At 70.5% G+C, this 11962-nt stretch carries 14 protein-coding genes; 10 read left to right on the top strand and 4 right to left on the bottom strand.

Going from position 1 to position 11962, the window contains the following annotated elements; genetic code table 11:
* On the bottom strand, nucleotides 1-197 hold a 197-nt coding region (locus H0488_RS17230), incomplete at its 3' end, for an NAD(P)H-binding protein (protein WP_183100481.1).
* Nucleotides 198-261: 64 nt separating this feature from the next.
* Here H0488_RS17230 and H0488_RS17235 point away from each other — a divergent pair.
* Entirely contained in the window at nucleotides 262-900 is a 639-nt protein-coding gene (locus H0488_RS17235; protein ID WP_183100482.1) for an MBL fold metallo-hydrolase, read from the top strand.
* Between the two features lie 42 nt (nucleotides 901-942).
* The gene (locus tag H0488_RS17240) at nucleotides 943-1572 is read left to right on the top strand and encodes a hypothetical protein (protein WP_183100483.1); all 630 of its coding nucleotides are present in this window, start codon (nucleotides 943-945) and stop codon (nucleotides 1570-1572) included.
* Between the two features lie 3 nt (nucleotides 1573-1575).
* Here H0488_RS17240 and H0488_RS17245 read toward each other — a convergent pair whose 3' ends face one another.
* The 3 genes from H0488_RS17245 to H0488_RS17255 form a co-directional block, all read right to left on the bottom strand.
* Nucleotides 1576-2445: an RNA polymerase sigma-70 factor gene (locus H0488_RS17245; protein ID WP_183100484.1), complete on the bottom strand. Its 870-nt coding sequence runs from the start codon at nucleotides 2443-2445 to the stop codon at nucleotides 1576-1578.
* A 2-nt stretch (nucleotides 2446-2447) separates the two neighbouring features.
* Nucleotides 2448-3035, bottom strand: a complete 588-nt coding sequence (locus H0488_RS17250) for a carboxymuconolactone decarboxylase family protein (RefSeq protein ID WP_183100485.1) — start codon at nucleotides 3033-3035, stop codon at nucleotides 2448-2450.
* Between the two features lie 180 nt (nucleotides 3036-3215).
* Nucleotides 3216-4130 (bottom strand): L,D-transpeptidase family protein, encoded by a 915-nt coding sequence (locus H0488_RS17255; protein WP_183100486.1) that lies wholly within the window; start codon nucleotides 4128-4130, stop codon nucleotides 3216-3218.
* Nucleotides 4131-4249: 119 nt separating this feature from the next.
* Between H0488_RS17255 and H0488_RS17260 the strand changes: the two genes are divergently transcribed.
* The 8 genes from H0488_RS17260 to H0488_RS17295 form a co-directional block, all read left to right on the top strand.
* Nucleotides 4250-4939 carry a demethylmenaquinone methyltransferase gene (locus H0488_RS17260; protein ID WP_183100487.1) on the top strand — a complete coding sequence of 230 codons (690 nt, stop codon included), beginning with the start codon at nucleotides 4250-4252 and terminating at the stop codon, nucleotides 4937-4939.
* 231 nt (nucleotides 4940-5170) lie between these two features.
* Nucleotides 5171-5527, top strand: coding sequence for an NADH-quinone oxidoreductase subunit A (locus H0488_RS17265; protein WP_183100488.1), 357 nt, complete (start codon nucleotides 5171-5173; stop codon nucleotides 5525-5527).
* Nucleotides 5528-5536: 9 nt separating this feature from the next.
* On the top strand, nucleotides 5537-6091 hold the full coding sequence (locus tag H0488_RS17270) for a NuoB/complex I 20 kDa subunit family protein (RefSeq protein WP_183100489.1): 555 nt from the start codon (nucleotides 5537-5539) through the stop codon (nucleotides 6089-6091).
* Complete coding sequence (locus tag H0488_RS17275; RefSeq protein WP_312856398.1) at nucleotides 6088-6849, top strand: NADH-quinone oxidoreductase subunit C; 762 nt, start codon at nucleotides 6088-6090, stop codon at nucleotides 6847-6849. Before H0488_RS17270 ends, H0488_RS17275 begins: the two co-directional genes overlap by 4 nt.
* Nucleotides 6846-8195, top strand: coding sequence for an NADH-quinone oxidoreductase subunit D (locus H0488_RS17280; protein ID WP_183100490.1), 1350 nt, complete (start codon nucleotides 6846-6848; stop codon nucleotides 8193-8195). Before H0488_RS17275 ends, H0488_RS17280 begins: the two co-directional genes overlap by 4 nt.
* Nucleotides 8192-8902, top strand: coding sequence for an NADH-quinone oxidoreductase subunit NuoE (nuoE, locus tag H0488_RS17285; protein ID WP_183100491.1), 711 nt, complete (start codon nucleotides 8192-8194; stop codon nucleotides 8900-8902). The genes H0488_RS17280 and nuoE overlap by 4 nt, the downstream gene beginning before the upstream one ends.
* The gene (gene nuoF / locus H0488_RS17290; protein ID WP_312856399.1) at nucleotides 8899-10212 is read left to right on the top strand and encodes an NADH-quinone oxidoreductase subunit NuoF; all 1314 of its coding nucleotides are present in this window, start codon (nucleotides 8899-8901) and stop codon (nucleotides 10210-10212) included. The genes nuoE and nuoF overlap by 4 nt, the downstream gene beginning before the upstream one ends.
* A partial coding sequence (locus H0488_RS17295) for an NADH-quinone oxidoreductase subunit G (protein WP_183100492.1) occupies nucleotides 10209-11962 on the top strand: 1754 nt, incomplete at its 3' end. The genes nuoF and H0488_RS17295, both read left to right, overlap by 4 nt.

Here is an 11962-nt window from a genome sequence, read left to right on the forward strand (position 1 = left end):
GAGACGAGCAGCAGCGTCGTGACGCCGGCGAGCGCGGCCTCGGCAGCGGCGCGGTCGTCGTACGACGCCTGCCTCACCTCGCCGCCGAGGTCGGGCGCCCGCGCGGGGTCGCGGACGACGAGCGTGGGGGACCGGTCGGCCAGCAGCCGGGCCACCCGTCCGCCGAGGGCTCCGGTGGCACCGGTGATCGCGATCATGACCGGCCCAACCCGGCCGCCGCCCGTGTCATTCCGCGTCCTCGACGTGGCTACCGTGGGGCGCATGCGACTGACCAAGCTCGGCCACTCCTGCGTCCGGATCGAGCACGACGGCACGGTGCTCGTGCTCGACCCCGGAGTCTTCACCGAGGCGGGAGCCGTCGACGGCGCGGACGCGGTGCTGATCACCCACGAGCACCCCGACCACTACCACCCGGACCACCTGCGCGCGACGGATGCGCCGGTCTACACGATCGCGGCCGTCGCGGCCCAGATCCGCGAGAGCGCGCCCGACCTGGCGGAGCGGGTGACCGTCGTCGGCGCCGGCGAGGAGTTCGCGCCCGCCGGCATCCCGGTCATCGCCGTCGGCGAGCTGCACGCGGTGATCCATCCCGAGCTGCCGCGCTTCGACAACAGCGGCTACCTGCTGACCCTGGGCGAGACCACCGTGTTCCACCCGGGCGACGCGCTGACGGGGCCCGGCCGACCGGTCGACGTGCTCCTCGCGCCGGTGTGCGCACCGTGGATGAAGGTCGCGGAGGGCATCGACTTCGCCCGGTCGGTCGGCGCGCCCCGCAACGTCGCGATCCACGACCGCGTCTACTCCGACGCCGGTCTCGGCATCGCCGACGGCCACTTCGGCCGGTTCCTCGGCGCCGCCGGGCTCGATTACGTGCGGCTCCCGGGCGGGGCCGACCTCTGACCCGCCCCCGGCGGGCCTGCGGGCGACGGGCATGATGTCCCGATGCCCCTGCGATCCACGATCATCGGCGCCGCCACCGGCGTGGCGCTGCTCGCCGGCGTGTTCGGCTTCGCCGTCGGCCTCCCCGAGGTGGTCGACGAGACCGACGCCCAGGTCGGGAGCGACGAGCAGCAGGAGGCGGTCGACACCACGCCGGTCCTCGAGCTGCTCCCGGAGACTCTCCTCGACGGCGCGCTGGTGCGGTTCGACAAGATCGACCCCCAGTTCACGGTGATGGCCGACGAGATCGAGGGCTACGGCGGCGACAAGCTCAGCGAGGTGTTCGAGACCGACGTGGCCGTCGCCATCTACGCCACTCCCGACCTCCAGGCCCAGGTCGCCGTGACGATCTACGACGGCGAGTCCGGTCTGTTCCTCCAGAACGGACCGCCGATCCCGGCAGCCATGTCGGCGAGCGCCGACAACGTCACCGACGTGGTCCGGGTCGGTGACAGCGTGTGCATCGGCCAGTGGTCGGCACAGGCGCTCGAGCAGGGTGCACCGCCGTTCCAGGTCCAGTGCCAGCGCGTGGTGGCCGGCCGCACCCTGAACGTCTACGCCACGCCCGGCCTCACGGTCGAGCAGACCGCCGAGATCCTCGACGACGTCGCCGCCGAGGGCGGGCTGGAGTAGCGCTCACCGCCGCAGCGCCGTCTCCTCGTCGAGCCGCTGCAGCTTGTTCGGGTTGCGCATCGCGTAGATCCGGCTGATCCGGCCGTCCTCGACGACGAAGCTGAGCGCCGTGGTCGAGCCGTCGAACGGGATGTCGAGCCGTGCGCCCGGCAGCCCGTTGATCGAGATCGGCACGCTCGTGAACTCGATGTCGATCCGTTTCGCCGTACCGAGGAACATCGCCACCTTGTCGGCGCCGTGGATCGGCCTGCGCGCCGCGTTGGCGATGCCACCGCCGTCGGCGACCATGACCACGTCGGGCGCCAGCACCTCGAGCAGCGCCTGCATGTCGCCGCCCTGGACGGCCGCCAGGAACCGCTCGACGGCCGCGGCCTGCTCGGCCTGTTCGACCGCCATCCGCGGCCGGCGGGCAGCGACGTGCTCCTTGGCCCGGTGCGCGATCTGACGCACGGCGGCCGGCGACTTGCCGACCGCCTCGGCGATCTCGTCGTACGGCGTGTCGAAGACCTCGCGCAGCACGAAGACCGCGCGCTCGGCCGGCCCCAGGGTCTCGAGGACGGTGAGCATCGCGATCGAGACGTTCTCGGCGAGCTCGACGTCCTCGGCGACGTCGGGGGAGGTCAGCAGCGGCTCGGGGAGCCACTCGCCGACGTACTCCTCCCGACGCCGCGAGAGCGAGCGCAGCCGGTTCAGGGACTGCCGGGTGACGACCCGGACCAGGTAGGCGCGCGGGTCGCGCACCTCGGCCTGGTCGACTTCTGCCCACCGCAACCAGCTCTCCTGCACGACGTCCTCGGCGTCGGCCGCGGAGCCGAGCATCTCGTAGGCCACGGTGAAGAGCAGGTTGCGGTGCTCGACGAAGGGATCGGCCACGGTCACGAACCTACGGCCACGGTCGTGGGCTCCGCGAGCGGCTTCAGCCCGCACGCCGCGGCGAAGCCGTCCGACTCGATGCCGAGCGCCACGTTGGGCCGGGTGGTGAAGTTCGCGAACGCGATGACGGCGGTCAGCTCGACCATCGCCGCGTCGCCCAGCTGCGTGCGCAGGCTCTCGACCATCTCGTCGGTGACGGTGACCGGGGTCTGGCTCATCGCCTCGGCGTAGGCCATCGCCTCCCGCTCGAGTGGCGTGAACACGTCCGACTCGCGCCAGCGCTGCACCTCCCGCGCCTTCTCCATGTCGAGGTTCTTGTTGTGCGCCTCGAAGTAGTTGAAGTCCAGGCACCACGTGCAGCCGATGTAGGACGCCACGGCCATGTGGGCGAAGGTCTTCAGCGACTCGTCGCAGGCGTCCCACTTCTTCAGCTTGCCGCCGAGCCCGCCCATGGTCATCAGCACCTTCTGGTTGTGCCAGTAGACGCCGAGGGACGTCGGCACCTGGCCGAGCGTCTTCTTCACCATCCGCTTGACCAGCGCCCCCTTGAAGCCGGTGATCTCGGCGGCGGGGATCCGGGTGTCGCTCATGTCATTCCTCCTCGGTCGGGGTGTCGGACATGAAGACACCGCGACCGAGGAGGTTGTGACACCGGCGCCTTGGTTTCGAGGCTCGCTTCGCTCGCACCTCAACCAGCGGCAGGTTTGCTCGCACCTCAACCAGCGGCAGGTTTGCTCGCACCTCAACCAGCGGCAGGTTCGTGCTGCAGCTCAGCTCCAGTAGACGACGACCTTGTCGCCGATCTCCACCTGGTCGTAGAGCCAGGCGATGCCGTCGTAGTCGCGGATGTTGGCGCAACCGTGGGAGGCGCCGTTGTAGCCGACCGCGGCGAAGTCGGGGGAGTAGTGCACGGCCTGGCCGCCCGAGAAGAACATGGCGAACGGCATCGACGTGTCGTAGAGGCTGGACACGTGGTCGCGGCTCTTCTGGAAGACGCTGAACACGCCCTCGCGGGTCGGGGTGAACTCGCCGCCGAACCGGACGTCCATGGTCTTGACCACCTTGCCGTCCACGACCCAGCGCAGCGTGCGGCTGGTCTTGTCGATGCACAGCACCCGGCCGTCCAGGCAGCGCGGGTCGAGCGCGCCGGGGGTGTTGGTGGTGGGCTGGTTGGTGAGCTCGGCCTGGGTCGGCTCGGTCGTCATCGCGTGGAGCCGGTCGAGGGTCCGCTGGTCGACCTCGCCGGTCACCGGGATCTCGCGCTTCTCCTGGAAGCCGCGCACGGCCTCGGTGGTGACGTCGCCGTAGAAGCCGGTCACGTCGGCGTCGAACCAGTCGATCTGGGCGAGCCGGGCCTGCAGGTCGCGGACCTCGGCGCCGGACGCGCCCGGTGCGATCAGGGTCGGGCCGGGCACCAGCTCGGGCTCGGTCGGCTCCTCCGGCGCCTTCGGCTCGTCGCTGGGCTCGTCGCTGGGCTCGTCGGTCGGGTCGGCCGTCGGCAGGTCGGCGGGGACCTTGCCGCCGGGCTCGTCCCGGTCGTCCTGGGGCGTGACCGCGGCGGTGTCGTCGACGGGACCCTGCCACGGCAGGCTGCCCGTCTGGCTCGCCCAGCCCACGCCATAGGCGAGACCACACAGGAGCGTCGCGATGACGGCGACGAAGGTGAAGCGGCGAGCGACGGACATGGCGGGATCCTCTGGGGGTCTTGGTGGTGCACGGTGCTGTTGCGAAGTGCGTTGGTACAGAGAGGACGCATCAGCCGCCCCTTTGGTTGCGATGATTCGTGAGCGCCTAGAGTTCCGGGGTGACCCGCGCCGCACTCGACAAGCAGCCCGCCGACGTACGACGCATGTTCGACGCGGTCGCGAAGCGCTACGACATCACCAACGACGTGCTGTCCTTCGGGCAGGACCGACGCTGGCGACGCGAGGTGCTCGACGCGGTCGACCCGGCGTACGGCGACAGCGTGCTCGACCTCGCTGCCGGCACCGGTACGTCGAGCCAGCCGTTCGCCGACGCCGGCGCGACCGTCGTGCCGTGCGACTTCTCGATCGGCATGCTGCAGGTCGGCAAGAAGCAGCTGCCGCACCTGCCGTTCACCGCCGGCGACGGCACGAAGCTCCCGTTCGCCGACGACACGTTCGACGCGGTGACGATCTCCTTCGGCCTGCGCAACATCGTCGACCCGGTCAAGGGGCTCGCCGAGATGCGCCGGGTCACCCGTCCCGGGGGCCGGCTGGTGGTCTGCGAGTTCAGCCACCCGACCTGGGCCCCGTGGCGCACCGTCTACCTGGAGTACCTCATGAAGGCGCTCCCCGCCGTCTCCAAGGCGGTCTCGTCGTCGCCCGACGCCTACGTCTACCTCGCCGAGTCGATCCGGGCCTGGCCCGACCAGGCCGGCCTGGCCGCGATGATCGCCGACGCCGGCTGGCAGCGGCCCGAGTGGCGCAACCTCTCCGGCGGCATCGTCGCCCTCCACCGCGCCACCTCCTGACCGCGCCGACCCCGACGCGTCGGCACGCCGGTCCGAGACTTCGGCCGTGATTTAGGCAAGGTCTGCGTGAGGTAAATCCGCAGGTCAAGGGCGGATTCCGTGCCCCCAGACCCCCTTGTGCGACGGGGCTCGCGTGGTGGCAGTATGTGTCTCGCGCCACTCGTGATTCCGTTCACAAGATCACGATCGGGGCGCTCTCGCACAGGGCCCGCGCACGGGAAGGGGAGGCAGTTGGAGCTCTACACGCCGGTACTCGTCCTCGCGGCTCTGGCCGCGTTGTTCGCTGTCGGTTCGGTCGGGATCAGCGCACTGACCGGACCCGCGCGCTACAACCGCGCGAAGGTCGACTCCTACGAATGCGGCATCGAGCCGACGCCCCAGGCGATCGGCGGCCGCTTCCCGGTGAAGTACTACATCACCGCGATGCTGTTCATCGTCTTCGACATCGAGATCATCTTCCTCTACCCGTGGGCCGTGCACTTCGATGCCATGGGCTGGTTCGGTCTGATCGAGATGGTCCTGTTCATCGCAACCGTCTTCGTCGCGTACGCCTACGTCTGGCGCCGTGGCGGCCTGGAGTGGGACTGAGGGCCACCTGTGGGTATTGAAGAGAAGCTCCCTAGCGGCGTCCTGCTGACCACGGTCGAGGGCGTCGCCGGCTACTTCCGCAAGGCCAGCTTCTGGCCCGCGACGTTCGGCCTCGCCTGCTGCGCGATCGAGATGATGACGACCGGCGGGCCGAAGTACGACCTGGCCCGTTTCGGCATGGAGGTCTTCCGCGCCAGCCCGCGCCAGGCCGACCTGATGATCGTCGCCGGTCGCGTGAGCCAGAAGATGGCCCCGGTCCTCCGCCAGATCTACGACCAGATGGCCGAGCCCAAGTGGGTGCTCGCGATGGGCGTCTGCGCGAGCAGCGGCGGCATGTTCAACAACTACGCGATCGTGCAGGGCGTCGACCACGTCGTACCCGTCGACATGTACCTCCCCGGCTGCCCGCCCCGCCCCGAGATGCTGATCGACGCGATCCTCAAGCTCCACGACAAGGTGCGGGAGACCCCGCTCGGCGCCAACCGGCTCGCCCAGATCCGCGAGCTCGAGGCCGAGGGCCTGGTCGCCCTGCCCACCAGCGACATGAAGGGCATGCTGCGGTGACCGACGACAAGAAGGCGGACCAGCCGCAGCCTGCCGTCGAGCAGCCCGCGGTCGAGCAGTCGCCCGAGAACGTGCCCGCCCCGACCGGCGAGGCGGTCCCTGAGGAGGTCGCGCAGCGACCGTCTCGAAGGGTCCGTCAGGTCGGCGAACGCCAGGGCATGTTCGGCGTCAAGGGCACCGGCGACACCAGCGGGTACGGCGGACTCGTCGCCCCTGTCGTCTACCCCGCGGCCACCCAGCGCCCCTATGGCGGCTGGTTCGACACCGTGGCCGACGGCCTCGACCCGCTCATCGACATGGTCGTGATCCACCGCGGTGAGATCACCTTCCACATCGCCCCGGGCAACCTCCTCGCGGCGGCCAAGCTGCTGCGCGACGAGCCCGACCTGCGCTTCGAGCTCTGCGCCGGGGTCAACGGGGTGAACTACCCCGACGACACCGGGCGCGAGCTGCACGCGGTCTACAGCTTCTTGTCGATGACCCACAACCGGCGGATCCGGGTCGAGGTCAGCGTCCCCGACGCCGACCCGCACCTGCCGTCCCTGTGCGGGATCTATCCCGCCGTCGACTGGCACGAGCGCGAGGCCTTCGACATGTACGGCCTGATCTTCGACGGCCACCCGGCGCTGACCCGGATCCTGATGCCCGACGACTGGCCGGGCCACCCGCAGCGCAAGGACTACCCGCTCGGCGGCATCCCGGTCGAGTACAAGGGCGGCACCATCGCGCCGCCGGACCAGCGGAGGAGCTACTCATGAGCACCACCGAGGACCTTTACGCAGGTTCGTCGGAGACCACCGACGGCAAGGTGTTCACCGTCAGCGGCCAGGACTGGGACGAGATCGCCGCCGGCCTCGGTGACGACGGCGGCGACGCCCAGGAGCGGGTCGTCGTCAACATGGGCCCCCAGCACCCGTCCACGCACGGCGTGCTCCGGCTGATCCTCGAGCTCGAGGGCGAGACGGTCACCGAGGCCCGGTGCGGCATCGGCTACCTGCACACCGGCATCGAGAAGAACATGGAGTACCGCTCCTGGGTGCAGGGCACGACCTTCTGCACCCGGATGGACTACCTCAGCCCGTTCTTCAACGAGGCGACCTACGTCCTCGGCGTGGAGCGGCTGCTCGACATCGAGGACGACATCCCGGAGAAGGCCCAGGTCATGCGGGTCCTCCTGATGGAGCTCAACCGGATCTCCTCCCACCTGGTCTGCATCGCGACCGGCGGCATGGAGATCGGCGCGCTGACGGTGATGACGATCGGCTTCCGCGAGCGCGAGCTCGTGCTCGACCTGTTCGAGCTGATCACGGGTCTGCGGATGAACCACGCGTTCATCCGCCCGGGCGGCGTCGCCCAGGACCTGCCGCCGGGGGCGCTCGAGGAGATCCGCGGGTTCGTCGCCCTGATGAAGAAGCGGCTCCCCGAGTACGCCGCACTGTGCAACGCCAACCCGATCTTCAAGGCCCGACTCGAGGGGGTCGGCCACCTGGACCTCGAGGGCTGCCTGGCGCTCGGCCTGACCGGACCGGTGCTGCGCAGCACCGGCTATCCGTGGGACCTGCGCAAGACGTCGCCGTACTGCGGCTACGAGACCTACGACTTCGACGTGCAGACCTGGGACACCAGCGACTCCTACGGCCGGTTCCGGGTGCGGCTCAACGAGATGTGGGAGTCGCTCAAGATCATCGAGCAGGCCGCCGACCGCCTCGCGCGGTTGGAGGGCGAGCCGGTCATGGTCGCCGACAAGAAGATCGCCTGGCCCAGCCAGCTCGCGATCGGCAGCGACGGCATGGGCAACAGCCTCGACCACATCCGCCACATCATGGGTGAGTCGATGGAGGCACTGATCCACCACTTCAAGCTGGTGACCGAAGGCTTCCGGGTGCCGGCGGGCCAGGCCTACGTGCCGATCGAGTCGCCCCGCGGCGAGCTCGGCGCCCACGTCGTCTCCGACGGCGGGACCCGGCCGTTCCGCGCGCACTTCCGGGATCCGTCGTTCAACAACCTGCAGGCGATGGGTGTGATGAGCGAGGGCAGCATGATCGCCGACGTCATCGTCGCGATCGCCAGCATCGACCCGGTGATGGGAGGCGTCGACAGGTGAGCACCCTCGACGACAAGACGCTCGCCGAGCTGCGCGAGATCGCCGGCCGCTACCCCGAGAAGCGCTCCGGGCTGCTGCCGATGCTCCATCTCGTCCAGTCCGTGCAGGGCAAGGTCACGCCCGAGGCGATCGAGGCGTGTGCCGAGGTCCTCGACATCTCGGCGGCCGAGGTCAGCGGTGTGGCGACCTTCTACACGATGTACAAGCGGCACGGCGTCGGCGACTTCCACGTCGGCGTCTGCACCAACACGCTGTGCGCGGTGATGGGCGGTGACGCGATCTTCGCCCGCCTCAAGGAGCACCTCGACGTCGGCAACGACGAGGTGGCCGAGAAGCGCGAGGGCGACCAGCACACCGTGAGCCTCGAGCACGTCGAGTGCAACGCCGCGTGCGACTACGCCCCGGTGGTGATGGTCAACTGGGAGTTCATGGACAACCAGACCCCCGACGGTGCCGTCGAGATGGTCGAGGCGCTCCGCACCGGCCAGGAGGTCACCTCGACCCGAGGCCCCCGCCTCTGCACCTGGCGCGAGGCTGAGCGGGTGCTCGCCGGCTTCCCCGACGGCCGCGTCGACGAGGGGCCGGCCGCCGGACCGGCCAGCCTCGCCGGGCTCGAGATCGCCCGTGAGAAGGGCTGGACGGCGCCGAGCGCGCCCGTCGCCGAGACCCCCGCGGTCGCGGCACCCGAGAAGGGAGAGGCGCAGTGACCGACGCGACCCTGACCCCGGTCCTCACCGACATGTGGGACGTCGACCGCTCGTGGACGTTGCCCGCCTACGAGGCCAAGGGCGGCTACCAGGCGCTCGACAAGGCCTTCGGCATGAGCCAGGACGACGTGATCAACGCGGTCAAGGACGCCGGTCTCCGGGGCCGCGGCGGCGCCGGCTTCCCGACCGGCATGAAGTGGTCCTTCATCCCGCAGGACAACCCGCGGCCCAAGTACCTCGTCGTCAACGCCGACGAGTCGGAGCCGGGCACCTGCAAGGACATCCCGCTGATGATGGGCAACCCGCACGTCCTCGTCGAGGGCGTGATCATCAGCTCCTACGCCATCCGCGCCAACAAGGCCTTCATCTACATCCGCGGTGAGGTGCTCCACGTCATCCGCCGGGTGCAGGCCGCGGTCGCAGAGGCGTACGCCGCCGGCCACCTCGGCACGAACATCCATGGCTCGGGCTACGACCTCGACGTGGTCGTCCACGCCGGCGCCGGTGCCTACATCTGTGGCGAGGAGACCGCGCTGCTCGAGGGTCTCGAGGGCCGGCGCGGCCAGCCGCGGCTGCGTCCCCCGTTCCCCGCGGTCGCCGGCCTCTACGCCAGCCCGACGGTCATCAACAACGTCGAGTCGATCGCGTCCGTGCCGAGCATCGTCGCCAACGGCGCAGCCTGGTTCGCGTCCATGGGCACCGAGAAGTCCAAGGGATACGGCATCTTCTCGTTGTCCGGCCACGTCAAGAAGCCCGGTCAGTACGAAGCGCCGCTCGGCATCACGCTGCGCCAGCTGCTCGACCTCGCCGGTGGCGTGCGCGAGGGTCACGACCTGAAGTTCTGGACCCCGGGCGGGTCCAGCACGCCGCTGCTCACGGCCGAGCACCTCGACGTCCCCCTCGACTTCGAGGCGGTCGGCGCGGCCGGCTCGATGCTCGGCACCCGCGCGCTGCAGATCTTCGACGACACGGTCTGCGTCGTCCGGGCGGTGCTGCGCTGGACGGAGTTCTACAAGCACGAGTCGTGCGGCAAGTGCACCCCGTGCCGCGAGGGCACGTGGTGGCTGGTGCAGACGCTCGCCCGGCTGGAGAAGGGTCAGGGCAGCGAGGCCGATCTCGACCTGCTGCTCGACCAGTGCGACAACATCCTCGGGCGCTCGTTCTGCGCGCTCGGTGACGGCGCCACCAGCCCGATCTCGAGCTCGATCCAGTACTTCCGCGACGAGTACCTCGCGCACCTGACCCACGGCGGCTGTCCGTTCGACTCCGCGCGCTCCACCGCGTGGGCCGGTCAGGAGGTGACCGCATGACCACCACGCCCGACAAGGTCACGGACCTGGTCAACGTCACGATCGACGGCATCCAGGTCGCCGTACCCAAGGACACGTTGGTGATCCGCGCGGCCGAGCAGGTCGGCGTCCAGATCCCGCGCTTCTGCGACCACCCGCTGCTCGCGCCGGTCGGCGCCTGCCGCCAGTGCCTGGTCGACGTGCCGGACGCCGGCAACGGCCGGGGCTTCCCGAAGCCGCAGGCCTCGTGCACGCTCCCGGTCGCCGAGGGCATGGTCGTCAACACCCAGGTCACCAGCCCGGTCGCCGACAAGGCGCAGCAGGGCGTGATGGAGTTCCTGCTGATCAACCACCCGCTGGACTGCCCCGTGTGCGACAAGGGCGGCGAGTGCCCCCTGCAGAACCAGGCGATGTCCAACGGCCGCGGTGAGTCGCGCTTCTCCGGCGGGGTCATGGAGGGTGTGAAGCGCACCTTCCCGAAGCCGATCAACCTCTCGCCCAACGTGCTGCTCGACCGTGAGCGCTGCATCGTCTGCCAGCGCTGCACCCGGTTCGCCGAGGAGATCGCCGGCGACCCGTTCATCGCGCTCGTCGAGCGCGGTGCCCAGCAGCAGATCGGCATCGCCGAGGACGCACCGTTCCTGTCCTACTTCTCGGGCAACGTCATCCAGATCTGCCCCGTCGGCGCGCTCACCTCGGAGGAGTACCGCTTCCGGTCGCGCCCGTTCGACCTGGTCTCCAGCCAGGGTGTCGCCGAGCACGACGCGTGCGGCTCGGCGATCCGCGTCGACCACCGGCGCGGGAAGGTGCTGCGCCGGATGGCCGGCGACGACCCTGCGGTCAACGAGGAGTGGATCACCGACAAGGACCGGTTCGCCTTCGCCTACGCCCGTGGCGACGACCGGATCACCTACCCGCAGGTCCGCGGCGCCGACGGCACGCTGCGTCCCGCGTCGTGGCCGGAGGCCTTCGTGGTCGCCGCGCGCGGCCTGGCTGCGCACACCAAGGCCGGCGGCGGCAGCGGGGTCGGAGTGCTCACCGGTGGCCGGCTGACCATCGAGGACGCCTACGCCTACAGCAAGTTCGCCCGGGTCGCCCTCGGCACCAACGACGTCGACTTCCGCGCGCGCCCCCTCTCCGCCGAGGAGGCCGCGTTCCTGGCCGCGCACGTGGCGCTGACGGGGCCGGGGTCTCGCGACGGTGGCGGCGTGACGTACGCCGACCTCGAGTCGGCCACGAAGGTCGTCCTGGTCGGGCTCGAGCCCGAGGACGAGGCCGGCGCGATCTGGCTGCGGCTCCACAAGAGCGTCCGGGCCGGCGGCACCGAGGTGATCGCGGTCGCGCCGTACTCCACGCGCGGCAGCGCGAAGCTCGGCGCCCGACTGGTCGCGACCGCTCCCGGTGACGAGGCGGCCGCGCTGGCCGGTCTCGCCGACGAGCTCGACGGCAACGCCGTGATCCTGGCAGGTGAGCGGCTCGCGACCGCGCCCGGTGCGCTCACGGCCGCCGCCGACCTGGCCGCAAGGTCCGGAGCCCGGCTGGCCTGGGTGCCGCGCCGGGCCGGTGACCGCGGTGCGGTCGAAGCCGGCTGCCTGCCCACCCTGCTGCCCGGTGGCCGTCCGGTCGCCGACGTGGCCGCCCGGGTCGACGTCGCCACCACCTGGGGCGTCGACACCCTGCCCGAGTCCGAGGGCCGCGACGCCGACGCGATCGTCGCCGCGCTTTCCGCCGGTGAGCTCGGCGGCCTCGTGATCGCGGGCGTCGACCCTGC

The organism is Nocardioides pelophilus (assembly GCF_014180685.1).
GTDB lineage: Bacteria > Actinomycetota > Actinomycetes > Propionibacteriales > Nocardioidaceae > Nocardioides > Nocardioides pelophilus.

Excerpts from the sequence above, each read along its gene's own strand:
- H0488_RS17235 (WP_183100482.1), top strand. The coding sequence starts at position 262 with ATGCGACTGACCAAGCTCGGCCACTCCTGCGTCCGGATCGAGCACGAC.
- H0488_RS17240 (WP_183100483.1), top strand. The coding sequence starts at position 943 with ATGCCCCTGCGATCCACGATCATCGGCGCCGCCACCGGCGTGGCGCTG.
- H0488_RS17250 (WP_183100485.1), bottom strand. The coding sequence starts at position 3,035 with ATGAGCGACACCCGGATCCCCGCCGCCGAGATCACCGGCTTCAAGGGG.
- H0488_RS17255 (WP_183100486.1), bottom strand. The coding sequence starts at position 4,130 with ATGTCCGTCGCTCGCCGCTTCACCTTCGTCGCCGTCATCGCGACGCTC.
- H0488_RS17280 (WP_183100490.1), top strand. The coding sequence starts at position 6,846 with ATGAGCACCACCGAGGACCTTTACGCAGGTTCGTCGGAGACCACCGAC.